This window comes from Stenotrophomonas sp. 71799_Sma, assembly GCF_056482505.1.
Genome location: NZ_CM151202.1, coordinates 2338183 through 2363180 on the forward strand (window position 1 = coordinate 2338183; position 24998 = coordinate 2363180).

19 protein-coding genes and 1 pseudogene are annotated in these 24998 nt (G+C 59.1%); 17 read left to right on the forward strand and 3 right to left on the reverse strand.

Going from position 1 to position 24998, the window contains the following annotated elements; translation table 11 throughout:
- The first annotated feature begins 2 nt into the window (after window positions 1-2).
- From ACZK4Z_RS10890 to ACZK4Z_RS10925, 8 genes and pseudogenes are all read left to right on the forward strand, one after another.
- Window positions 3-892, forward strand: a pseudogene (locus tag ACZK4Z_RS10890) (bestrophin family protein).
- Window positions 893-1125: 233 nt separating this feature from the next.
- Complete coding sequence (gene uvrB, locus ACZK4Z_RS10895; protein ID WP_017354485.1) at window positions 1126-3105, forward strand: excinuclease ABC subunit UvrB; 1980 nt, start codon at window positions 1126-1128, stop codon at window positions 3103-3105.
- A gap of 212 nt (window positions 3106-3317) precedes the next feature.
- Entirely contained in the window at window positions 3318-3593 is a 276-nt protein-coding gene (frmR, locus tag ACZK4Z_RS10900) for a formaldehyde-responsive transcriptional repressor FrmR (RefSeq protein WP_017354484.1), read from the forward strand.
- A 503-nt stretch (window positions 3594-4096) separates the two neighbouring features.
- Entirely contained in the window at window positions 4097-5425 is a 1329-nt protein-coding gene (locus ACZK4Z_RS10905; RefSeq protein ID WP_026070509.1) for a DUF3422 family protein, read from the forward strand.
- Between the two features lie 68 nt (window positions 5426-5493).
- Complete coding sequence (gene fghA / locus ACZK4Z_RS10910) at window positions 5494-6324, forward strand: S-formylglutathione hydrolase (RefSeq protein WP_017354482.1); 831 nt, start codon at window positions 5494-5496, stop codon at window positions 6322-6324.
- A gap of 15 nt (window positions 6325-6339) precedes the next feature.
- A complete protein-coding gene (locus tag ACZK4Z_RS10915) occupies window positions 6340-7644 on the forward strand; it encodes an NAD(P)/FAD-dependent oxidoreductase (RefSeq protein ID WP_026070508.1) in 1305 nt (434 codons plus the stop codon).
- Between the two features lie 54 nt (window positions 7645-7698).
- Window positions 7699-9027 carry a replication-associated recombination protein A gene (locus ACZK4Z_RS10920; RefSeq protein ID WP_005413341.1) on the forward strand — a complete coding sequence of 443 codons (1329 nt, stop codon included), beginning with the start codon at window positions 7699-7701 and terminating at the stop codon, window positions 9025-9027.
- A 41-nt stretch (window positions 9028-9068) separates the two neighbouring features.
- Complete coding sequence (locus ACZK4Z_RS10925; RefSeq protein WP_026070507.1) at window positions 9069-11720, forward strand: excinuclease ABC subunit UvrA; 2652 nt, start codon at window positions 9069-9071, stop codon at window positions 11718-11720.
- 85 nt (window positions 11721-11805) lie between these two features.
- Here the strand turns inward: ACZK4Z_RS10925 and ACZK4Z_RS10930 are convergent, their stop codons facing one another.
- Window positions 11806-12765, reverse strand: a complete 960-nt coding sequence (locus ACZK4Z_RS10930; protein WP_017354479.1) for a LysR family transcriptional regulator — start codon at window positions 12763-12765, stop codon at window positions 11806-11808.
- Between the two features lie 131 nt (window positions 12766-12896).
- On the opposite strand from ACZK4Z_RS10930, the gene ACZK4Z_RS10935 reads away from it, so the two are divergent.
- The 9 genes from ACZK4Z_RS10935 to ACZK4Z_RS10975 all read left to right on the forward strand — a co-directional run bounded on the left by ACZK4Z_RS10935 (window position 12897) and on the right by ACZK4Z_RS10975 (window position 21297).
- Entirely contained in the window at window positions 12897-13304 is a 408-nt protein-coding gene (locus tag ACZK4Z_RS10935; protein ID WP_017354478.1) for a ketosteroid isomerase-related protein, read from the forward strand.
- Window position 13305: 1 nt separating this feature from the next.
- On the forward strand, window positions 13306-13911 hold the full coding sequence (locus ACZK4Z_RS10940) for a GNAT family N-acetyltransferase (RefSeq protein WP_017354477.1): 606 nt from the start codon (window positions 13306-13308) through the stop codon (window positions 13909-13911).
- Window positions 13908-14780 (forward strand): carbon-nitrogen hydrolase family protein, encoded by an 873-nt coding sequence (locus ACZK4Z_RS10945; RefSeq protein WP_017354476.1) that lies wholly within the window; start codon window positions 13908-13910, stop codon window positions 14778-14780. The genes ACZK4Z_RS10940 and ACZK4Z_RS10945 overlap by 4 nt, the downstream gene beginning before the upstream one ends.
- Window positions 14781-14852: 72 nt before the next feature.
- The gene (locus tag ACZK4Z_RS10950) at window positions 14853-16142 is read left to right on the forward strand and encodes an NAD(P)/FAD-dependent oxidoreductase (RefSeq protein ID WP_037590709.1); all 1290 of its coding nucleotides are present in this window, start codon (window positions 14853-14855) and stop codon (window positions 16140-16142) included.
- A gap of 265 nt (window positions 16143-16407) precedes the next feature.
- On the forward strand, window positions 16408-17517 hold the full coding sequence (locus ACZK4Z_RS10955; protein WP_005413335.1) for an S-(hydroxymethyl)glutathione dehydrogenase/class III alcohol dehydrogenase: 1110 nt from the start codon (window positions 16408-16410) through the stop codon (window positions 17515-17517).
- A 56-nt stretch (window positions 17518-17573) separates the two neighbouring features.
- Window positions 17574-18149 carry an S-(hydroxymethyl)glutathione synthase gene (gfa, locus tag ACZK4Z_RS10960; protein ID WP_005413334.1) on the forward strand — a complete coding sequence of 192 codons (576 nt, stop codon included), beginning with the start codon at window positions 17574-17576 and terminating at the stop codon, window positions 18147-18149.
- A 97-nt stretch (window positions 18150-18246) separates the two neighbouring features.
- Window positions 18247-18990, forward strand: a complete 744-nt coding sequence (locus ACZK4Z_RS10965; RefSeq protein ID WP_049400906.1) for a cation diffusion facilitator family transporter — start codon at window positions 18247-18249, stop codon at window positions 18988-18990.
- Window positions 18991-19533: 543 nt separating this feature from the next.
- Window positions 19534-20574 carry a lipid A deacylase LpxR family protein gene (locus ACZK4Z_RS10970; RefSeq protein WP_017354473.1) on the forward strand — a complete coding sequence of 347 codons (1041 nt, stop codon included), beginning with the start codon at window positions 19534-19536 and terminating at the stop codon, window positions 20572-20574.
- Between the two features lie 108 nt (window positions 20575-20682).
- Window positions 20683-21297, forward strand: coding sequence for a flavodoxin family protein (locus ACZK4Z_RS10975; protein ID WP_157804745.1), 615 nt, complete (start codon window positions 20683-20685; stop codon window positions 21295-21297).
- Between the two features lie 144 nt (window positions 21298-21441).
- On the opposite strand, the gene ACZK4Z_RS10980 is transcribed toward ACZK4Z_RS10975, so the two are convergent.
- A complete protein-coding gene (locus ACZK4Z_RS10980; RefSeq protein ID WP_239669690.1) occupies window positions 21442-21696 on the reverse strand; it encodes a hypothetical protein in 255 nt (84 codons plus the stop codon).
- Between the two features lie 504 nt (window positions 21697-22200).
- On the reverse strand, window positions 22201-24957 hold the full coding sequence (locus ACZK4Z_RS10985) for a caspase family protein (RefSeq protein ID WP_017354471.1): 2757 nt from the start codon (window positions 24955-24957) through the stop codon (window positions 22201-22203).
- Between the last annotated feature and the right edge of the window lie 41 nt (window positions 24958-24998).

Here is a 24998-nt window from a genome sequence, read left to right on the forward strand (position 1 = left end):
GAATGCGAAGGCAGCCGACGTTGTGGGACGTTGCGTTTGCCGTCAGGGGTACCATCCTGCCCAGGATCGCATTGCATCTACTACTGATTAGCATTGTGACCGCAGGAGCGGTGCTCGCATCAACGGAGCATCCAGGAATCTTTGCTCGCTTCAGTGCCGTTCCGTTCACGCTCATTGGTATCGCACTTTCCGTATTCATGAGCTTTCGAAACAACGCTTGCTACTCCAGATGGTGGGAGGCGAGGCACCTTTGGGGTGACCTGGTCATAGCGTGTCGCTCAATAGCCAGGCAGACGTCCCTGCTGGATCCAAACAGCCGAGCACAGATCCTGCGAGGCCTGTGTGGCTTCAGTGCTGGCCTCTATTCTCGACTGCGCCGGGCCGACGAAGCCCATGCGATCGCACCTTGGTGGGATATTGGCAAGGCATCACAAGGCCCGAATCCGACGGACGCTGTGCTCCAGGGCATTGGCTTGAAGCTTGCCCATCTGGCTCATGAGGGAAGGATCGACTCGATTCAGTACTCGGTGATGGATAAGCAGCTTGCCAACTTGGCTCGTATCCAGGGGGGTGCGAGAGGATACTCAATACTCCGATTCCATTCTCGTATTCGCTGCTGCTTCACCGGACTGCGATCGTATTCTGCACAACACTTCCTTTTGCGCTGGCAGGAACATTGGGGTGGTGGACCTTTTTACCGGTGCTCATTGTGGCGTACACGTTTTTTGGTCTCGATGCGCTGGGCCGTCAGCTGGAGGAGCCATTCAGTTCCGCGCCGAACGCGCTCCCGATCTACTCAATGCAGAGGACGATCGAGACAGAGCTAATGTCAACGCTGGCTCTGACTGCGGTCGATCAGGAGTCGGTACAGCAGCCAGGTAGGGAGGAGTGAGGCGTGAGCGGAGGGCGGCGGGTGCACTTCTGAGGCCGCTCCGGCATGTAACGACATGCCAGCTCACGCCCTAGCGCTAGTCAGGCATGGGTTGCCAGGCTCACCTGAAAGGAACTCGCCCAAAGATAGCATTCGTACAGCCCCCTTGGTTCCGCTCGCACATATGGGATGGAGTCTGTGAGACGGGAATAGTTCCTCTAACGATCAAGAATGAGCCAGTAGGAGCGTAAGTGATGTCAACAGATATGTTCGTAATGCATTCGGATCATACGCCGGCCGGGGATCAACCCGAAGCGATTGCCAGGCTAATTGCTGGCATCGAGGAGGGAGCAACACATCAGACCTTGAAGGGAATTACAGGGTCAGGGAAGACCTTCACGATGGCCAATGTGATCCATCGGCTGAAGCGACCCACGCTCATTCTTGCGCCAAACAAGACGTTGACTGCTCAGCTCTACGGGGAGATGAAGGCGCTGTTCCCCGAGAACGCCGTGGAGTATTTCGTTTCCTACTACGACTTCTTCCAGCCAGAGGTCTATATCCCAGGTAGCGATCGTTACATCCAGAAAGACTCAGCCATCAATGATCACCTTGAGAGGCTTCGACTATCGACTACGAAGTCTCTGATTGAGCGTAGAGACGTGATTGTTGTCGCTTCGGTGTCCTCAATCTATGGACTGGGAGACCCACAGAGCTACCGGGATCTGCAGGTTGAGCTTGCGCTTGGAATCGAACTGGATCAGAGGGACTTCCTGCGTCGGCTTGCATCGCTTCAGTACGACAGGACTGAGCGGACCCTGAAGCGTGGCACGTTCCGTGTGTCTGGCGATGTGGTCGATATTTTTCCCGCCGACTCTGAGTACAAGGCAATTAGAGTAGAGCTCACGGACGAGGGGAGAGTGCAGTCGCTCACCTGGATTGATGCGGTTACAGGGAAGAAGCTTGGCGATGAGACGCGCTACCTCGTTTCTCCAAAGACACTCTTCGCAAGCCCCAAAACAGAAATCAATGAGGCTACGAAGGCCATCCTCAAGGATTTGGAGGCCAGGGTGACGGAGCTCAACGCATCTGGTCGAATCGTTGAGGCAAATAGGCTTTACGAGAAGATCACGAACGACGTGGAGATGATGAGGGAGCTGGGATATTGCTCTGGCATGGAGAACTACTCCAGTTACCTGAACTCGAAGCCTTCAGGAGCTAGGCCGACGACACTCATGGACTACCTCCCGAAGGATGGCCTGCTATTTGTTGATGAGTCGCACGTCATGGTTCCTCAGATCGAGGCGATGTTCAGGAGCGATCAGAGCAGGAAGGATACTCTAATCGAGTACGGGTTCCGTCTACCTTCGGCGATGAACAACAGACCGCTTAGCTTCTCTGAGTTTGAAGCCATCAAGCCCCAGACGATCTTCGTTTCGGCTACGCCTGGCGCCTATGAGATTGGGAGATCCAAGGGAAGATTGATTGACCAGCTCATCAGGCCCACTGGCTTGCTCGATCCGCTGGTAGAGGTGAGGCCGAGGGAGGGCTACAGGCACGATCTTCTGTCAGAGATCGCCCGTTGTGTACGAGAGGGCGACAGGGTCTTGGTGACCACGCTGACAAAGGTGTCTGCTGAGGAGCTGTGCGAGTTCCTCGAGGATCAAGGGGTGCGTGCGAAGTACATGCACTCGGATATCAAGGCAGAGGATCGAGTTGAGATCATCAATGGGCTGAGGGCCGGCGAGTTCGATGTGCTAGTGGGTATCAGCCTGCTGAGAGAGGGGCTCGATATTCCTGAGGCCTCTCTGGTCGCTATCGTTGATGCGGACCAGGCGGGCTTCCTTCGGTCGAGCCAGGCCCTCATTCAGATGATTGGACGAGCCGCAAGAAACTCGCGCGGTAAGGCGATCATGTATGCCGATACGATCACTAGTGCGATGCGGCAGGCCATTTCTGAGACTGATGACAGGCGACAGCATCAGATCGCGTTCAATGAGGAGTTCGGCATCACCCCGTCAACGTCTCGCGGAATGTTGGGATCAACAGAGGCTCGACCTGACCGGTCGCAAGCCCATTCAGCGGAGTTCTGCGCCAACCTAAAAGACCTCTGTGATCGAATTACATCAAAGGAGCGACAGCTTCTGGAGCTCTCTGATGCCGGGGACGAGGAGGAGATCGAGTTCGTCAGGCTGGAGCTAGACAAGCTATACCGCCAATTCATCTACATGTAACCACTCTTTCGAGTGGTGGGGCGTGGCTCCTACAGGAGCCCGCCTTTTGTGGTGTGGGGGTGGGGCGGGAGGGGTCTGTCACTGGCCTCTGGCGGCGGCTCGAAATCAGGCGCAGACTCAGTTGACGGAGTTAAAGACCCTCGCAGATTGCTAGCTTGCATACTATCGGGGAGTATAGTATCGTTCCCTCATGTGATACGGACAGGTGCGCAATGCCTCACAGCCCTCGGGAGAAAAAGCAGGCCCTTACCCGCGTACGTCGGATCAGCGGACAGGTGGCTGCATTGGAGCAGGCTCTGGAGAGCGGGGCGGAATGTGCTGCAGTACTTCAGCAGCTTGCTGCTGTGCGCGGGGCGGTCAATGGTTTGATGGCGACGGTTCTGGAGAGCTATCTGCGTGAAGAGTTCCCGCATAGCGACACCCACACCGACTCTCAAAGGAAGTCGATTGACGAGACCATCTCTATTGTCCGCTCCTATCTCCGTTAGTCAGTTCGCGACATTGCTTGATGGCGCTAGTACTAAGTAGAGGAGGCAATCTATGGGTGTCCGAACTACTTCATTTCCAAGTAGAACCCGCCATTCCTAACCCCTTCGTGGGTTAGGGCGTCACGACTAGGACGTTGAGGCCTTTCCAGGAGGCTCCAAGGCATGCTGGATGATGTCAGTCGAGTTGCGCCTGTCTGTATTTCTTGGAGCGGGCAATCTCTGTCGGCATCGTTGCCTTCGGCATCTGACTGAGTCATGGGAGGCCCTTTGAAGTGAGCTTCCAGCCTCGTTGCGACTCCCATGCGGTCCGCGCCTGGCTGGAAGGTGGGAGAGCAAGGGCCTGCGATCTATGCGGTGCTGTCCTCCCAGCTTGTTGTGGTTCCCACTACCGCCCTACACCAGAGCCGGCTCCACCACACGACCTTTCGCTGAGCTATCGCACAAGCAAGTGATAGACCTCCCGTGAGCGGTGTTTAGAAGATCATCCATTCTTGAGGCTATGTATGAATGACCCATCCGGCCTGAGCCAAGCTGCAGGCACGCCAGCAGAAGGCTACGTATATGGGATGCCGGCGCACGCGGACCGCCGCGCCGCCGTTGAGGAAGTCCATGCGCGACCGCACCTTCTCACCCAGTCTCCGCGAAGCCTTCTCCAGCTCTCCTTCATGACAGAAGGGGACATGAGTCGAGATCGTGCCGCGATCGACGATCTTTCAGGTCGTATGGGGGCTGCAGTCGAGGATCACACCACACCTCATCACGCGCTTACGTGGAATGAGGGTGATCTGCACTGCGAGAAGCACACTGAGTTCTCTTCCTACCTCTGGAGCGCACCACTGAGCTCAGAAACAGGTGAGCCTTGTGGGGACAACCCGTTTAGACAGGGATTCAAGCCGCCAGGACCCGTGATCTCGGCTGTTAGCGTCAGGCTTTTGCCTTGGACCGCGGAGGCGGAGAAGGAAATAGATTGCTTTGATCCCGTCAGCCGCTGCTACTCGCTGGTTGAGAACGGTGCCGCGGCCATTGTGACCGACTTCCGTCAAGACGAGGAAGGGCTAACCCACATGCTCATCCTTGATCGCGACCTGACTCCGGCGCGGGCAGGAGCGCTGGCGCAACGACTGCTCGAGGTCGAGACATACCGAACGCTTGCCCTCCTAGCGCTACCGCTGACTCGTTCCATGACGTCGAATCTTCGTCGCATGGAGGCGCGTCTGGCTGCAATTACTGAAGAGATGCGCAGGGCCTCCGGCGGACGTCGTGACAGTGACGTGCTCCTCTCGGATTTGACCAGCCTGGCTGCAGAGTTGGAGGCGGACGCCGCGGCAAATCTCTATAGGTTTGGTGCAAGTCGGGCTTACTACGAAATTGTTGAAGAGCGACTGGATGCGTTGGCGGAGGATCAAGTTGCCGGCTATAGCACCTGGGCGGACTTCTTGTATCGAAGGATTGCACCGGCCATGCGAACTTGCCAGTCAGTGAAGGAGCGACAGGGGAAGCTCTCAGACAAGTTGACGCGCTCGATCTCGCTCCTCCGGTCGTGGATTGATGTTGAGCTCGAGCGGCAGAACCGCGACCTACTGGCGTCCATGAATGAACGGGCGAAGGTTCAGCTGCGCCTGCAGCAGACGGTGGAAGGTTTGTCGGTGGCCGCCATCTCGTACTACGTCGTGAGTCTTCTCGCATACCTGCTCAAGGGTTTGCCTGGGACGCATGACATCGCAGCAACCGTCACTGCGATCTTGGTTCCCGCTGTATTGCTGCTGATTTGGTGGATTGTCCGAAGGATCAGGCATGCACACGGTGACTCGGCAGTCGAGGACAAGGCCTAAAGCCTCGCTTAAGGCCACATTCGATTCGCGATAGATGGCCTATCAAATTCAACTCAGAGGAAAGAACAATGGAACGCATTGAGCGTCACGCAAGCTTCGGTGGATGGCAGGACGTCTACCAGCATGAATCATCCAGCCTTGGTTGCACCATGAAGTTTGGAGTCTATCTCCCTCCGCAGGCGTCCAGCGGCCCGGTACCTGTTCTCTACTGGCTCTCTGGCCTGACGTGCACAGAGCAGAACTTCATCACCAAGTCTGCAGTGCAGCAGCTCGCTGCTGAGCATGGCATTGCCATCGTTGCTCCGGATACAAGTCCGCGCGGAGAGTCCGTCGCGGATGATCCAGCTTACGATCTCGGCCAAGGTGCGGGGTTCTACGTCAATGCCACCGAGGCACCGTGGTCCGACCACTACCGCATGTATGACTACGTTGTAAGTGAGCTGCCTGCTCTCGTTGAGAAGAACTTCCCTGTTAGCCAGGCTCGCTCAATTAGCGGCCACTCAATGGGCGGCCACGGTGCCTTGGTCATCGCTTTGCGAAATCCAGGTCGCTATCGCAGCGTATCCGCCTTCTCTCCGATCGTGGCACCCACCCAGGCTCCTTGGGGCCAGAAGGCGTTTTCGGCCTACTTGGGGGGAGATCAGGAGCAGTGGCGGCAGTATGACGCCGTGGAGCTGATTGCAGATGCAAAGGAGCGCCTGCCCCTGCTCGTGGATCAAGGGCTCAGCGATGATTTCTTGCAGAATCAGCTCCGCCCCGAACTGCTTCAAGATGCATGCGCCAAGGTGAATCATCCGCTTTCGCTGAACCTTCGCGATGGTTACGACCATAGCTACTACTTCATCTCCAGCTTCATTGCCGATCATCTCAAGCACCACGCATCGGCGCTGAACACCTAACCAAGGAGTGCTGCCGTGATCAAGACCTCCAGAAATCGTCATCAAGTTGTGATCGTTGGGGCGGGCTTCGGCGGACTGGAGGCCGCCACGCACCTTGAAGGAGTGGATGTCGATGTAACAATCATTGACCGGCGGAACTATCACTTGTTCCAGCCGCTGCTCTACCAGGTGGCTGGTGCGTCACTGTCACCGTCGGAGATCGCATGGCCGATCCGCTATCTGTTCCGTGACCGCCCGGAGGTCAGAACCCTCATGGCGGAGGTCGAGGGTGTGGATAAAGCTGCCCGCCAAGTGATCCTTCAGGACGGCACTCGATACCCTTACGACACCCTTGTGCTCGCTACGGGAGCAACACATGCCTACTTTGGGCATGACGAATGGTCGAAGTACGCTCCAGGCCTGAAGAGCCTGGAGGATGCAACAACCATTCGAGGCAGGATCTTGAGCGCGTTCGAGCAAGCGGAGCTCTGCAATGATCCCGAGGTTCGAGAGGCCCTTCAAACCTTTGTGATCATTGGTGGTGGGCCTACAGGTGTCGAGCTTGCCGGAACCATCGCGGAGCTGGCGCGTGGCACGCTGCAGGATGACTTTCGGTCAGTTGATCCCAGCAAAACCCGGGTATTTCTCATTGAGGCGGGTCCGCGGCTGCTCCCCGTCTTTCCTGAAAAGCTCTCCGAGTACACGAGGCGCGCCCTCGAGAAGCTTGGGGTATCCGTTTTGTTGGGGGCCCCTGTCACCGAGTGCGCCTCTGATGGGGTGATGCTCAATGGCAAGAAGCTGGCGGCATCCACAATCGTCTGGGCAGCGGGAGTTCAGGCGTCTCCAGCCGCACGTTGGCTCGACACCGAATCAGATCGGGCGGGGCGCGCAATCGTCGGCCCTGATCTAACGGTGCCTGGTTCCCCCAACATTTTCGTGATCGGGGACACTGCTTCATCAGCCACTGCGGACGGAAAGACCGTTCCTGGAATCGCGCCGGCGGCCAAGCAGCAAGGCAAGTACGTCGCGGGCCAGATTGAAGGGCTGATAACAGGGGCGCGGAGGACCGCTGCATTCAAGTACCGGCACCAGGGCAACCTCGCCACGATTGGACGCAGCCTTGCAGTAATCGATATGGGGAAGCTAAAGCTGAGCGGAGGAATCGCATGGTGGATCTGGAAGCTCGCTCACATCTACTTCCTTATCGGAGTGCGAAATCGCCTGAGCGTCGCAATGAGCTGGGTATGGAATCACAGCGTTGGATACAGAGGGGCTCGCATCATCCTCCGTGAAAAAGCAAGCAATGCCACAAGCGGCTCATTGGATGGGAAGCTGAAATAGGGGCCAAGACGCTCTGAATGCACACTCGCAACTGACTTCCCGAAGGAGAACACCTTGGCAGATCTATTCACAGCGAAACCAAGGGCACCACTGGCCGAACTGCTACGACCGAAGTCTCTCGACGAGTTCGTTGGGCAGCAACACCTGCTGGGGCCGGGGAAGCCTTTGCGTCTTGCCTTTGAAGCAAGAAGTCTGCACTCCTTCATCATGTGGGGGCCCCCGGGCGTCGGTAAGACCACCCTGGGGCGCCTCGCAGCGATGGTGACTGACAGTCACTTCATTGCGATCTCCGCCGTACTCGCCGGGGTAAAGGACATCAGGCAGGCCATTGATGATGCGCGGGCCGAACTCGACGTCCGCGGTCGCTCCACGGTACTTTTCGTCGACGAAATTCACCGGTTCAACAAGGCCCAGCAGGATGCGCTGCTACCTCACGTTGAATCAGGGCTACTCACGCTGGTGGGCGGCACCACAGAGCATCCAGGACTGGCCGTTAACTCGGCGCTGCTTTCGCGCGCGCAGGTGTACACACTTGAGCCTCTGTCTGACGCAGATCTTGAGAAGCTCTACGAACGCGCCAGACCTCACTTGCGAGGCGTTGACCTCTCCGATCCCGCATTGCAGCTGCTGAAGGGCTTCGCTGATGGTGATGGCCGCAGATTCCTGAATCTTCTCGAGCAGGTCTCAACTGCGGCCTCTGAGAAGCGGGTGGAAGAGGTGGATCTTGAGTTTGCCAAGCGCTCCACCAGCCCGTCACTGCGTCGATTCGATAAGGGCGGGGACGAGTTCTATTGGCAGCTCTCCGCGTTTCACAAATCACTGCGTGGCTCTGATCCCGACGCCTCCCTCTACTGGCTAGCGCGCATTCTGGATGGGGGCGGGGACGTGAGCCAGGTCACACGTCGAATGATTGTTATGGCAAGCGAAGATATCGGAAATGCTGATCCGGGCGCTCTGCACTTGGCCATCCACGCTGCGCAGGCGTATGAGCGACTTGGCTCTCCTGAAGGTGAAATTGTCTTGGCCCAGGCTGCGACCTATCTGGCGCTCTCCCCCAAGTCGAATGCGTCCTATGCGGCTTGGGATCTAGCAAGGGCCTTCGTCAAGGAGCACGGATCATTACCAGTTCCCATGCATCTTCGGAATGCTCCAGCGAAGCTTATGAGGCAGATGGGGTATCGACAAGCATATCGCTACGCGCATCATGAGCCAGACGGCTACGCAGCTGGACAGACGTACCTGCCGGAGGGTGTGGAGAGGCCGAACTGGTATCGGCCCACTGATCGGGGAGCTGAGCGCGCCTTGGCTGAGAGACAGGCATGGCAGCGAGCCTTGGATGAAGAGGCATCGCAAACCGAAGCCGATCCCTCTTCGGGCCAGTGATCCAGCTGAACTTAACGTCTACAACCTACAGAGACATGCACATGCCAAACGCCACATTCGGTGAAGCTTCCTGCAGTGTCGCAGCAAGCGGCCTTGTAGAGGTGCGCGGTGCGCGTGAGAACAACCTTAGAGACGTTGATGTCTCAATTCCTCGCAACGCACTGGTCGTCTTTTCCGGTGTATCCGGTTCCGGGAAGTCATCTCTTGCATTCGGGACAATCTATGCGGAAGCTCAAAGGAGGTACTTTGAGTCCGTTGCTCCCTATGCTCGACGCCTAATCGATCAGGCAGGCGTCCCTGATGTTGACTCCATCGATGGACTCCCGCCGGCAGTAGCGCTGCAGCAGCAGCGTGGTGCCAGCAATGCGCGATCTTCGGTGGGTAGCGTCACCACGCTATCCAGCCTCATTCGTATGATGTATTCCCGCGCGGGAGCATATCCGGCTGATCAGCCTATGCTTTATGCCGAGGACTTCTCACCCAATACTCCCCAGGGCGCATGCGCGACCTGCCATGGCCTTGGCCATGTGTACGAGGTGACAGAGGCCCTCATGGTGCCGGATCCAAAGCTGAGCATCCGTGAGCGTGCCATTGCTTCGTGGCCACCTGCATGGCACGGGCAGAACCTTCGCGACATTCTGGTGACGCTGGGCTACGACATTGATAGGCCTTGGAAGGACCTTCCCAAGAAAGACCGCGATTGGATTCTGTTTACCGAGGAGTCGCCCACTGTGCCGGTCTATGCTGGGTTCACGCCGGCGGAGACGCGTGCGGCCCTGAAGCGTAAAACTGAGCCGAGCTACATGGGAACCTTCACTGGCGCCCGTAGGTATGTCCTGCACACGTTTGCTAACACGCAAAGTGCCCTGATGAGGCGCCGCGTATCGCGATACATGGAGGGTAAGCTTTGTCCCACCTGCCATGGCAAGCGCCTTAAGGCAGAGTCGCTGTCAGTGACATTTGCGGGTGTGGACATTGGTCAATTCATGCAGATGCCTCTTGACCAACTGGCTTCCCTGCTCGAGCCCATTTCTCAAGGAGACTTCAGTGCTCATGCTGGCGGGGGCAAGGCGAACAAGGAAGCCACCCGTCGTGATCGCGCCGATAGGGCGGCCAGTGGGCGGGCGGTCCACGCGGTGTCTCCTGACGTCCGCCGCACCTCAGCGCTGTCGGAGGAGAAGCGCCTGGCCGCGCAGCGCCTCGCTAGTGGAGTGATGAGCCGAATCAGTCAGTTGCGTGGCCTTGGGCTTGGCTATCTAACTTTGGATCGCGCTACGCCGACATTGTCCGCTGGCGAGCTGCAGCGATTGAGACTCGCCACGCAGTTGAGCTCGCTGCTCTTTGGCGTGGTGTACGTGTTGGACGAGCCGTCGGCAGGTCTTCATCCCTCCGACAGCCAGGCTCTCTATGACGCCTTGGACCGCCTCCGCGACGGTGGTAATTCCGTATTTGTTGTGGAGCACGATCTGGAGCTGATGCGCCGTGCCCAGTGGTTGGTGGATGTTGGGCCTGAGGCGGGAGAGCGGGGCGGCAAAGTGCTCTACAGCGGAGAGCCGGATGGTCTTCGTGACATCGACGAGTCACGTACCGCGTTGTACCTCTTTGACAAGGTCCCGCCCCCTAGTGGCCAAGAGCGTCAAGCGAGTGGTTGGCTGGAACTTCAGGGCATCCAGCGTCACAACCTGAAGCGCATTGATGCGAAGATACCTCTGGGCATCCTCACCGCGGTGACCGGGATTTCGGGATCGGGCAAGTCCAGCCTCGTCGCCCAAGCGTTGCCGGAGCTGATGATGCTTCAACTTGGACACGAGCCTGAAGACGACGCGGTGGAAACGGGGGCAGCAGACGGGCCAACCGTCATCGAGACGACAGGGGGACACCTCGGCGGAGATGTCGATGCTATTCAGCGTCTCGTCCAGGTTGATCAGAAGCCAATCGGACGGACGCCGCGATCGAATCTCGCGACTTACACCGGCCTTTTCGATCATGTTCGAAAGCTGTTTGCCGCAACACCAGATGCGCGGCGTCGACGTTACGACGCAGGTCGATTCTCCTTCAACGTGGCCAAGGGACGTTGTGAGACGTGCGAAGGGGAGGGGTTCGTGAGCGTCGAGCTGCTGTTTATGCCTAGCGTCTATGCACCGTGCCCAACGTGCCACGGTGCGCGATACAACGAAGCTACGCTGAAGGTGCTTTGGAACGGTAAGAACATTGCAGACGTTCTGCGGATGACTGTCGAGGATGCACGTGAATTCTTTGGCGATGAGGACGCGATCGCTCGCCCACTTCAGTTGCTGAAGGAGATTGGCCTTGGATACCTTCGACTGGGCCAGCCGGCTACCGAGCTATCGGGTGGTGAAGCGCAGCGCATCAAGCTGGCCACAGAGCTTCAACGAAGCCAGCGCGGGCGGACACTGTATGTCCTGGATGAACCCACTACGGGCCTCCATGCCTCGGACGCGGATAGGCTGCTTGTGCAGCTCCAGCGGCTCGTTGATGCCGGCAATACGGTGGTCATGATTGAGCACGACATGCGTGCCGTTGCTCAGGCGGATTGGGTAATCGACGTGGGTCCAGGTGCCGGTGATGCGGGCGGGCAGATCGTGGCGGCAGGAACTCCAAAACAGGTCGCTCGCGTGAAGAGAAGCCGTACCGCCCCCTTCTTGGCTGAGGAACTCGCCCGCGCGGGTTGACCCGACGCTCTTTTGGCCACCATGAGCGTCCCTGGCGCTCATGGCGGCCAGATCCCGTATCAGAGAGCGGCCAAGCGACTCGGCATTAGCGCTTCCCTGCTTTGGATGGCGTTAGGGCCGAGGTGGGGGAGGGCGCCATCTGCGTAAGGCTTGGTAGTGCTCCGACGGCGGAATGGAGTGCATCGAAAACTACTCTGACGCGAGGTGAGACTGGGCCGCGTTGAGGCCGATAGACGTACAAGCCCCACGGCGCAGGATCGAATTCTTCCATCACACGCTGCAGAACACCTGACTGAATGAGTGGGGCAGCCATGTAATCAGCAAGTTGGGCAAACCCCAAGCCCGCAATGACCCCTGCCATCTCCATGTCGGCATTGTCTGCAATGAAGACCGGTGCTGTCGGCGCCACCTGTACGCCTCCAGCCAGGTACCAGGGCCAGGGCCTGCCTGTATTGATGTCCACCGATGCAACCAGTGGAAACCGCGAGAGCTCGCTAGTCTCCGCTGGTGCTCCGATTCTCTCTACAAGTGCGGGGGAGCCAACGATGTGCAGTCGCATCTCTCCTGCCTTCTTCGCAATGAATCTGCTATCACGCATGAAGCCGACGCGGATTCCGACATCGATCCCTTCATCGACAGCGTCTGCAACCCGATCGCTTAAGCGAACGTCCAAGACAATTCCCGGGTGACTTTGGGTCACTGTATCCAAGGCGGCAAGAACTGCCCTGGAGCCCATGCTGTGAGGGGCACTAATTCGGACTGTGCCCACAATCTGTGAGGCCGTCGCCTTGGTTCGCGGGCGCCACAGCTTGTCTAAGCCCTCAAGCGCCGGCCGCAGCTGATGTAAGAGATCCTCCCCAAAGGCCGTGATGCGAACCTGGCGTGTGCTTCGGTGGAACAACAGCTCCCCGTAATGACTTTCAAGGGCCTGTATCGCTCGGGTGATGGCCTGAGGAGAGCTTCCCAGTCGAACAGCGGCCTCACGAAAGCTCGGCGCCTCAGCCGCGGCCCTAAACGTCTTTAGAAGATCCAGCTCGCTGTTCATCTCAAGGCCCCCATGGTCGTTGGGCTCATATTATTCCATTTCAGGGAATTATGAAATCCTATCAATTCCATATACAACAATTCTTCAGGTCTCCAGAATTCCTCCACACCCTCACCTGACCGGAGAACCTGATGAGCAAGTTCAACTACATCGAAGAGTACTACCAGGCATTCAACCGCGGTGATCGCGACGCGATGCTCTCGATGCTCACTGATGACGTTGTGCACGATCTAAATCAGGGGAGTCGCGAAGTAGGGATCGACGCATTCCGCGCGTTCCTGAGCCGCATGGATTCCTGCTACAGCGAGCAGCTTCACGACATCGTGGTGATGTACAGCAGCGATGGTGCGCGTGCCGGCGCGGAGTACGTGGTGCACGGACTCTACCACCACACGGACGAAGGTCTCCCTGCAGCGGCAGGGCAGATCTATGTTCTTCCCGGTGGCGCGTTCTTTGACATCCGTGATGGAAAGATTGCGCGCGTCACCAACTACTACAACCTGGAGGACTGGATTTCCCAGGTCCACAAGGCGCCCTGAAATGGCTACCAACGTGCGAGTAGAGGTACTGGTCGGCACCGAAATCGAGGACTGGCTCGATCGCGTCGCTCAGTTGCGGATCGAGATATTCAGTAGCTATCCCTACCTGTACGAAGGAGACATGGACTATGAGCGTCACTACCTCCGCAATTATGCGACGTCTGACGGGGGCATCGTTGTCCTGGCCAGGGATGGAAGGGACGTTGTAGGTGCATCGACTGGCCTTCCTTTGTTGAGCGCCGATGCCGCTTTCATTCGTCCCTTCCAGGAGCACGGTCCCCGGCCAGAAGAAGTCTTCTACTGCGGGGAGTCCGTACTGAGGCCGGAGTACAGAGGAGCTGGCTTGGGCCACGTCTTCTTTGATCGAAGAGAGGAGCAAGCCCGACGAAAGGGCTTCAAGTGGTCTTCTTTCGCGTCGGTGGTTCGGTCGGAGACTGATCCGCTTAGGCCACCTGGATATCGAAGCAATGAAGGCTTCTGGACTCGCCGTGGGTATGCACAACAGAGCGCGATGAAGGTCGCTCTTCCTTGGCGGCAGCATGGGGCCACGCACGAAACCGAGCAGACACTTTCACTTTGGCTCCGTTCCTTGGAGGACGTTACATGAAGATTGCAGCAGCTAAGTACGTGATCGGTCGTCCGAAGACCTTTGCCGAGTTCGCTGCGCGCCAGCGCCGAATTCTGAATGACGCACGGGAACAAGGAGTTGAGCTTGCAGTACTTCCGGAATACCTGTCGCTGGAACTGGGTTCGACTCTTCCAGAAGCTCTTCAGCTTAGCCTGAGGTCCACCCTGGAGTCGCTCCAGATCTATCAGAGCGCATGGTGTGAGCTCTATAGCACCTTGGCTGTCGAACTGGGAATGACCATCCAGGCAGGAACGTTCCTCACCGCAACATCCCATGGGATGTATCGCAACCGTGCCTGGTGGTTCACAGCTGATGGTCGCAGCGGATGGCAGGACAAGCTTCAGCTTACTGGCTTCGAGAAGCAGGCAGTTGTCATCGAGCCTGGCGATCGCATCGCGGCGTTTGAGCAGGACGGAAAGCGTGTCGGGATTGCGGTTTGCTATGACAGCGAATTTCCGCTTCCTGTTCGCCTCCAGCAGGAGGCAGGGGTGCGCTTGCTGTTGGTGCCAAGTTGCACCGACACCGACGCCGGTGCCACCCGTGTCGATGTTGGGTGCCGAGCGCGAGCGCTTGAGAATCGGATGTTCGTGGCAAAGGCGGTCACCGCTGGCGTCGCCGACTGGAGTGAAGCGCTTGATGTCAACACCGGTGAGGCAATGATCCTCTCACCGATGGACCATGGCTTCCCCAGTGACGGCGTGCTCGCAGCGACCTCCGACGATCAGGAGTGGGCGATTGCTGACATTGACTTCGCAGCGCTCGAAGCAAGCCGTGCACGAGCGCAGGTAGCCGTCGACAAGGATTGGGATGGTCAGCTCCGCTTCCATTCCGTTGAGGTCCTGAACTAACCAACGTCTAGATGCCTGGGCCATGAAGTGCTCGTGGGCGTCGCTGGCAACTCAAATACCTGGGGAATCAAAATGCATCGTATTGTCATTGTTGGTGGTGGGGCCGGAGGGCTGGAGCTGGCTACGCAGCTGGGCCGGAAGCTCGGGCGCTCAGGGCGAGCAAAAGTCACTCTTGTCGATGCTCGGATGACGCATCTGTGGAAGCCACTTCTTCACGAGGTTGCCTCAGGCGCGTTGGATGCCGCAGAAAGTGAGCTCAACTATCTCGCCCAGGCTAGCTGGAATCACTTCCAGTTTCAGTTGGGGCGGATGACGGGTTTGGATCAGAAGTCCAGAAAGATCGAGCTTGCCCCACTGTACGATGAGGAGGGCAACGTTATTGCGCCCCGTCGCTCGATCTCCTACGACACCCTGGTGATCAGCGTGGGTAGCGGAACGAACGACTTTGGAACTCCCGGTGCAGCGGATCATTGCCTGTTCCTGGACGATCCCGATGCCGCCATTGCTTTCCAGAAGCGGCTGCTGAGCGAGTACATGGGCGCGCAAGCGCGCGGCAAGTCAGAAACACTGGAGGTTGCGATCGTCGGCGCCGGCGCCACCGGTGTCGAGCTGGCGGCCGAGCTGCGTGATGCTGCAAGGCAATTTAGCGCTTATGGGCTGGACAAGATCTCTCCCGAGAATCTGAAAATCACGCTTATCGAGGCTGGTCCGCGAGTGCTGCCAGCTCTGCCAGAGCGCGTGAGCCTGCCGGTCGCCGAGCGACTTGTACATGAAGGCGTTCGTGTCATGTGTGGCTCGGCTGTGACCCTAGTGGATGAAGAGGGCCTGCAACTCGCCAATGGCATCAAGGTTGCTGCGAGGCTGAAGGTATGGGCGGCGGGCATCCGTGCTCCCGTCTTCCTTGCATCCCTCGGGAACCTAAAGACCAATCGCATCAACCAGCTCGAGGTATCTGAAACGCTGCAGACAACGCAGGATCCGAACATCTTCGCATTCGGGGATTGTGCAGCCTGCCCGAATGGACACAGCGGTACAAACGTTCCCCCCAGGGCACAGGCCGCTCATCAGCAGGCTCACTTCCTTGCGCAGGCGATTACCCGCCGTATCGAGGGACGCCCGCTGCCCAGCTTCACCTATCGAGACTATGGATCGCTGGTGTCCCTGTCGAGGGAGGGCGCCGTTGGCACGCTGATGGGTAACCTCATGGGGTCATTCAAGGTCGAGGGCTGGCTGGCCAGGATGTTCTACATCTCACTGTATCGCATGCACCAGAGGAGCCTGTTCGGTACACGCCGGGTGGTTGCGCGCATGCTGGCAGACGCATTGGGACGGAGTACGGAGCCTCGCCTCAAGTTGCATTGATGCGGGCGAGCTGAGGGGCGGAGCTGCGAGTCAACAATTCCAACGCAAGGAATTATGAAATCCAATCTGTTCCATATACAGCAATCCATCGAAGTCCAATACTTGGTCCCAACAGCTCGCCAAGAAGAATGCTGTAGGCGCATTCGACCTGATTGAAACGCGTTCTAGAGCCGGCGCCAGGGGCGGCGCGCCCGATGTACCACTGATCAAGCTCGCCCCAAAGACCGTTGTCGCACTTATCTCGTTACACCCAAGGAGAACTCACATGAAATCCCGTGCAGCCGTTGCATTCGGTCCCGGTCAACCGCTCGAGATCGTCGAAATCGATGTTGCTCCGCCGAAGAAGGGCGAAGTACTGGTGAAGATCACCAGCACTGGTGTCTGCCATACCGACGCATTCACCCTGTCGGGCAATGACCCTGAAGGCCTGTTCCCGGTGGTGCTGGGCCATGAAGGCGCCGGCATCGTTGTCGAAGTGGGCGAGGGCGTGACCAGTGTGAAGCCCGGCGATCACGTCATCCCGCTGTACACCGCAGAATGCGGTGAGTGTCTGTTCTGCAAGAGCGGCAAGACCAACCTGTGCGTTGCCGTACGCGCCACCCAGGGTAAGGGTGTGATGCCTGATGGCACCAGCCGCTTCAGCTACAACGGCCAGCCGCTGTATCACTACATGGGCTGCTCGACCTTCAGCGAGTACACCGTCGTGGCCGAAGTCTCTCTGGCCAAGATCAATCCGGAAGCGAATCCGGAGCACGTCTGCCTGCTCGGTTGCGGTGTCACCACTGGCATTGGTGCGGTGCACAACACGGCCAAGGTGCAGGAAGGTGACAGCGTGGCCGTGTTCGGCCTCGGTGGCATCGGCCTGGCGGTGATCCAGGGTGCTCGTCAGGCGAAGGCTGGTCGCATCATCGCAGTGGACACCAACCCGTCCAAGTTCGAGTTGGCCAAGCAGTTCGGCGCAACCGAATTCGTGAACCCGAAGGATTACGACCGTCCGGTTCAAGAAGTCATCGTTGAGATGACCGGCTGGGGCGTCGATCACAGCTTCGAGTGCATCGGCAACGTCAATGTGATGCGTTCGGCGCTGGAGTGTGCACACCGCGGCTGGGGCCAGAGCGTTGTCATCGGTGTGGCCGGTGCTGGTCAGGAGATCTCCACCCGTCCGTTCCAGCTCGTGACCGGTCGTCGCTGGATTGGCAGCGCCTTCGGTGGTGTGAAGGGCCGTAGCCAGCTGCCTGGCATGGTCGAAGACGCCATGCGGGGTGAGATCGATCTGGCTCCGTTCGTGACCCATACGATGGGCCTGGAAGCAATCAACGAAGCCTTCGAACTCATGCACGAAGGCAAGTCCATTCGTACTGTCATCAACTACTGATGCACCGCAGCACCGGGCAACCGGTGCTGCACTTCCAACAATAGGAGTTTAAGTCCATGCAACACCAAACTATCCATCCCTCGGTCGATTCCGGCGTCGTTGCCGGAACCGCCGGCTTCAAGGGCGGCACGCTGAAGTGCCTGTGCTCTGACAAGCCGGTTGAGATCTCCGTCGCAAGCAATGTGGCCCACAACCATGCCTGTGGTTGCACCAAGTGCTGGAAGCCGGAAGGCGCCATCTTCTCCGTGGTCGGTGTCGTTCCCCGCGATACCGTTTCGATCACGGCGAATGCCGACAAGCTGGCGATTGTCGATCCGGCTGCGACCATCCAGCGCCACGCGTGCAAGGACTGCGGTGTCCACATGTTTGGCCGCATCGAGAACAAGTCCCATGCCTTCTACGGCCTGGACTTCATTCACGTTGAACTGTCCGAACAGAAGGGCTGGGAAGAACCGCGCTTCGCCGCATTCGTGTCTTCGATCATCGAAGGCGGCGGCGCAAGGCCGGAACAGATGGACGGCGTCCGTAGCCGCCTGAAGGCTCTGTCCCTGGAGCCGTACGACGTGTTGAACCCGCCGCTCATGGATGCGCTGTCCGCGCATGCTGCACGACTCAGCGGCGTTCTCTCCTAAGCAGTGTAAATGCCGCCCCTTGCATGCAAGGGGCGGTACTTCCTGACAGTACGCCACCGGCGTATACATTTTCGCTCAGAGCCTGGAGTCTTCGACCATGTCCTTGCTTCCCCCCAACGCAATGCACGAGCGGACTCTGCAGGGCGTACAGAGCACCGGCAACGCACGGGCAATTACGAAGGCCGCGACTCTCACTGCGGTCATGATGTCCGTCGAAATTGCTGGAGGATGGGCCTTCAACTCGATGGCTCTTCTCGCAGATGGCTGGCACATGAGCTCTCACGTGCTGGTACTCCTGTTCGCACTTTCTATCGCTTGGTACGCTGAGCGGAATCAGAGCCGCCCAGAGCGCGCGGCTCGGGTGCTAGCGGTTGAGCTCATCGCGGCGAGCGTAAGCGCGATGATCATGCTTTGGATTGCCGCTTCGATGGCCTATGAATCGACGGAGCGTCTCCATGCGCCAGAGGCTGTTCAGTACTCAGAAGCGCTTGCCATCGCCGTTGCGGGTTTGATTACAAATATATTCTCAGCGCGGTGGCTACATTCTGCCTACCATCGCGAAGGTGCTGCGGTTGATCACTGCCACGTTCCGCATGAGCGCCATGCTGACGAGAAGGGGGCCGATGCGCGCAGGAGTCCCAATCTTCGTGCGGCCTATCTTCACGTCGCTACGGACACCGCTGTAACGGCACTCGCAATTACTGCACTTGTCGTGGGGATGATCTGGGACGTGACGTGGCTGGACTCAGTCACAGGCCTCATCGGAGCGTCGGTTGTCGCAGTCTGGGCCATTAGATTGCTTCGTAGCTCCATTTCGGCGTGGATAGGTCGGCGTAAGTAGCTAGTGCGGTGGTGCCTCCGTGCTCAGCACGGAGGCTAGCCCTGCGATTGGGAGCCTTCCACAAAACTCGCTGCGACCGGAGTCATTCCTGGACGCATCTGGCGAGCCCGCTGAGCGCATATGCCCCACCTCACATGATGCGGAGTTGCTGGCGGGGTGGCCATTCTCTCAGTCAGAGATCAACAAACTGACTGTGATTCTGAAACGTCCATCTTGAGCGGCTGACGTTGCTTCGCAGCGAGGTGACGTGCCCTTCAGTCTAGGTCAGTACCTGGGGCGCCGGCTGTTGCGGCACTAGGGGAGGGCCTGGACGATCTCTTGCTCAGGCGAACGTCTTGGCGAGCCCAAGAGCGCTAGATACTGCTGCAGGGATGCGCCGCCTTTGAAAGCAATTGGCGTGCGGCCGGCTGATGGCCTGGTGTATGGCTCAAACCCCTTCCTCCGGGTCTACTGCGACAGCGCATTAGATCTTCAATTGAACCTCACATTGAGTCAAATGGCAGCAAGCCCATGAAAAGACTGGCGCTTAGTCGGTTGTCTGTGATGGCGGCACTCGTGTTCCTGGCCGCTGCCCGAGCCCCGGTGGCCCAGGCGGCCGAACAATGTGGCCCGGACGCGATGCGCGATCACCCGCCGCAGATCAGCTTCCGCGTCGACAACGACCTGTTCGGTGGCCGCCACCAAGACCAGGGCTATACCAACGGCGCGCAGCTGACCCTGGTCTCGCCGAACCTGGTCGACTACACCGCCGACCCGTGCCTGCCGCGCATGGCGCGCTGGGTGAACCAGTACCTGGAAGGCCTGCACCCCGGCAGGTTCGAGCAGCAGAACATGATCTTCAGCATCGGCCAGGCCATCTTCACCCCCACCGACCCGACCCGCCGCGACCTGATCGAGGATGACCGGCCGTATGCCGGCGTGCTGCTGGCCAGCTTCGGCTTCAACGCACGCAGCGGCGACCGCCTGCAGACCACCCAGCTGGCCGTGGGCGTGGTCGGGCCCTGGGCCCAGGGCAGGCAGGTGCAGAACGCCGTGCACGACGCGCTAGGGGACGAGAAGTTCAAGGGTTGGGACAACCAGCTGCACAACGAGCCGGTGTTCATGCTGACCCACGAGCGCATGCGCCGCTGGCCGGCCGATGCCAGTGTCAATGCCGGCGGCTGGGGCTGGGATGCGATCAGTCACTATGGCGGTGCGATCGGCAACCTGGAAACCAAGGCCAACGCCGGTGGCGAAGTGCGCTTCGGCTGGAAGCTGCCCGACGACTTCGGCAGCACGCCGCTGCGCCCGGCCGGCGAGAACACCGCGCCGACCCGTGGTGGCCGCCTCAGCGGCTGGTCCTGGCACTTGTTTGCGACCACCGACGCGGCATGGGTAATCCGCGACATCACTCTGGACGGCAATACCTTCCGCAACAGCCACAGCGTGGACAAGCGCCACGTGGTCGCCCAAGGCGGCTACGGCATCGCGGTGATGCGCGGGCGCTGGAGATTCGCAATGGCGCGTTACCACAGCACCCGGGAGTTCTATGGCCAGCGCCAGTCGCCGGTGTTCGGAAGCTTCACTATTAGCCGCTCGCTATAGTAGGTGGCGACGATCGCGGGTGTTCGACCATGCAATGTCCTTGAGTGCAGTACCTCGCAGAGCGACTACAGAAGTAACGCGGGAGTGCATGATGGAGAGTACTGAATGATGCTAATCACCAAGCTCGTCGTAGTCATCGTCGCGCTTGCCGCTGGGATCAAGGTGATTGATTGCTGTGTCGTGTGGGCAGCGCGACGAAGGCTGGAGAAACTTCAGAAGCTAAAGGCGCCGGCCCCATCGAGATCTCCTTTACCCGATGCCCTGGTGGTCTACTACTCTCGCTCTGGGCACACCGCCTTAGCCTCTAGTTATCTGGCGAACCAGTTACACGCCGATCTGCGTGCTGTCGAAGCATTTGACTACTCATTGGGCTTGGCCGGGTGGGTGAATGCTATGGCTGATGGGGGTCTTGATGACGCGTGGATAAATCCCGCGTGGATGGATCTAGCTCCCTATGACGCTATCTATTTGGGAACACCCATCTGGCGTGGTTGCCCAGCGCCGCCGGCTTGGGAGTTTGTTAGGAGCAACATGTTCCCTGGGAAAAAGGTCGTACTAGTCACTACATCCAGAGGATCATGGAAGCAGTCAGCTATTGAGCTCCTTGGGCGAGAGATAGTTCGACGAGGTGCGCGATCATTCGAGCATCGGCCTTTGGCGCGCAAGCGTGCCTGGTTCAGAAGATCGGACCCAGATGATCTCAGAATTACGGATCTGATGTGACCGACCTACCATGAATGCCCCCGGCCAATGCTGCGTTTAGTCGGCACCCCTCGCCTTAGCTAGCGCTATGCCAATCGCCGCGTCGCCCCTTGCTGCACGCTCGTCAACGGCCTAGGGCCGTCCCGAGAGTTTCGTGAGGTGGTTTCATTCGCGATTGTCGAGCCGTCCGTTAGACAACGCATGCTGGAGAGCAATCGCAACCTGCGTCGCGGCGTAGACCCAATCGTTGTCTTCTTCGTACGGATCCACTTCCGAATCTTCTTTGCCACCATGGAAGAGGTTGTTGCGGACTTGCCGCATGGCTTCCACCAGCGCGACCGCATCCGATTCGGCATCCAATGGGCAGGGGCAAAAGCGGGCCACCAAGTTCCCGTTCTCTTCAATAATCATCTGCTTCATGGGGCGCTCATCGCGTTGACAGAGAAGGCGCGCACGCGCCGACTCAGGAACCTCTGACGCGAAATCGTCGCCCAACTTTCGGACGCGCTCTTGCACCTTGCGCCAAGCCACGTCGGACGTCGGTTGCCCCGTCCGGTCTTTCCGGAAGAAGTCCCCGTGCCGTCGGAGCTGGAATTCCAGTTTGCTCACGGTCTTGAGAAGGTCGTAGGCGAGATTGGCGCTTACCGGCATTTCAGCATTCTATGTGAGTAGTGTGAGGTCCGAATCGCAAACTGCCACAGCGAAGGCACAAGGACCACCAAGAAATGGCGCTACTTGAGAGCCGCCTAACACGCGGGAGGATGTCATCCTGTAGGCCGGGCGTCGCACCTCATCTAGATTCTTGACCTATAACCGCTTCGGGCTGGCAACGCAGGTCGGCAGTGACTTGGGACAACTTTGCCTAGACACCGCTAAGAATACTTGGATGGGGTTCGCGTGAAGGCCGCGCTTACGATTCGCCTCTCAGTAGTCGTCCATTGATTGCAGGTGAGTGCTGCGCTTCGACTTGGTGGCTGTCGAGTCTGGGTCGGGTTCATCTCCGTTCACCGTTACCCACTCGATGAGAGGGCCCAGGTCGGATTGGCGGCGGGCTTCCGCATACAGCTTGCTATAGGCGGCCATGGCGTATATCGGCGACAGCATGAGCTCCGCTGCCAAGGCGAAGACATCGGACTCGGGTGGCAGCGACACAGTGGTGAAGGCGCCGCTGTCGGCATCGGTGTGGCGCTCAGCCAGCGCATCCAGAAGACGCCGACGGAGTGCTTGCTGGAAGGGGCTATGGGTGGGATTAGGACACCTCAGGCCGTCTTCGACCGGAACCCAGGTGTCCAGTGACCAGGCGGGGGCGAGCACTTGCGGGGTTGCCGCGTCGTCAATCCCCTGTGCATTACCCTTCAGAGTGCCCATAGCCTGGTCAGAAAGCCGATTTCGCAACAACCAGCGGTCATCAACTGAACGCTGCCAGAGAGTCCATAGACTCCCACCGGACCGCCATTGGCCGATCTCCTCGAACAGTTCGGAGGCCAGTCCGCCTCGCGCCTCCAGCTTTGAGGCAAGGCTCCATGAGGCCGCCAGCGCGGGTGGGTTACGGAGCGGATGGGCCACGTTCGATAGGCCTAGCCATTGCGCGAGCACCGCAAAATCGGATAGACCCTCCCTGATTTCCTTAGGAACGGCTGCAACGCATTGTCCAACGGTATCGATGTGCTGCCCGCCCCGCTGGAAGGCAGCGAGGGCCGCGTACAAGGCCCACATCGGGCTGGCCATTGCTTGCTCGGTTGATGGCACCGCCACCTCCCGGCCGACTGTAAGCTGCGCTCGCGCCGCCTCCGTCGCAAGCCCGATCGGATCGAACAGCAGTGACGCACTTCCCATCCGGACCAGATGGATGGAGGCAGTCGCCAAGTCGAGCATTCGTGCGCCCTGAGTGTCCACCATCGGAGGGGTTGGCGGAGCTGAGGTACAGTCAAGGTAGATCTCGGTACGCCACCCCTTAATCACCGGGACGACCAGTCCGTCTTCATTCGACTCGTCCCAAGGGCTGGCCGTTCGCAGTGCGAGGCTGCCAGCTGTTGCTGCTAATTTGAGGTAGGCGTAGCCGAGCCTGTCGTCCGTACCACTGTGGATGAGGCGCTCCTCCAAGGTTGCCCCTACAAGGGAACTGAGGTGCCACTGCCGCCACGGTGGCGCGGGGTTTAGAGAGCCGTCGGGACTGAAACTGGAGTCGCGCGCGAAGACAAAGACCTCACCGATTTCGCTGAGATCGCGGCTTGGCTCCGTCGGAATCATCGAGTATTCAGCGGCATGAAGGGACTGATTTTGGTGCGTGGTTGACGTGCCGATGACGGGCGCAGCCGCGGAAAATTCGGGCCCGGGCAACCGCTGGTCGAGGGGCGCATCCGCAACAACGAACAGCGATTGCGCCGATTCGGCCCCGACGTGCACCAGGGCTTTGTAGAGTCCCGGAGCTAAGGACAGCGAGACCACTCCCGTACCGATGCTGACACGAGCGTAGCTAGCATCGAGCACCGTGATCTGCGCGTTGGGATTGTCCGTCCTCAACACCACCGGCTGCGCTGCAACCTCGTCGGTTCGCAAAGCGGGCATGTCGATAGGTGCAGCAACGGGAGGGGTGTTGCCTGCAGCTGGCAGCACCGGGTAGGGAACCTCGAAGGCGACGTCGGGTAGATTCCCTGGTGTAACGACGAGATGCAGACCCGGGGTCAGCTCCACGATGGGATGCTCGAGCTGGCGAAGCTGGCTACTGCGTAGCTGCCCATTTGGCGTCATGTCGGTGGGCGGCGCGGGTGGGTAAGGTGAGATGTCAGGATCCGGTTGCCGGTCGATGGCCGCGAATTTAGCAATGATGCGGCTCAGGTCGACGGCAACCCGGCGTGGGAGCGCGGAAGCTGGCGCCGACGCCGGGCGCTGATATATTCGAATCCGCTTCGTTGCGGGAGTCAGTGGTGGCGTGTATCCGGTTTCCTGTTCGTAGCGATCGGCCCATAGCACCTGGAAGTAGTCCGCGACGGCGCGATCCGTCACCCATCCGTCGGCGTCAGGCGGTGCGCTGCGCAGCGCGTCCAGTAGGACGCTAGTGAACAGGCCGCGAGACTGCCCGGCCGGGCCAATGTTGCGCTCAAAGGACTGACGTCCCCGCGGCGCTCCATACGCCTGGAACAATCGGACGTGTGCCGTTCGTTGCCGGTCCGGCGGGGTCCAAGTCGGCTCGAGCACCTGGCTCGCCTTGAGTACGTCCTGGCAGCAGTCCGTTACCAGGATGATTTCATCAAAGAAACCCGCGTTGGCGATTTTCGACGCATAACGCAGGACGGCGATATGCGCCGTGTCGCCGTTTTGCGCGACGGCCGAGAATAGTGCCGGGTCGTGAATCGCCGAACCGGCTGTGAACCCGTGTCCGGCGAAGAACAGATACAAGCGCTGTCCAATGCGGTCATGCCATCCGTTCGGGGTGCGCAGCCATAGATTAAGCGCCTTCTTGAGCTCCTTCTCGGTCGGGTTTGCGTCGTCCGGGGTCGCTGCCACGCCATAATCCTGCGACCGTATGACTTGGATACGTCGGGTGTCCAGGTCGCCGTACTCCGGATCGAGGAGCCATTGCCGGAACTCTTCGCCATCGTTCTCAGGTCCATGGAGGTCACTCAGGCCGGGATAACGGTTAATTGTCAGCACGATCGCGTAGTGATCATCTCGCGGCATGTCCACATCTCTCCCTGTTGCGTACACAAGGGCACCTTTGG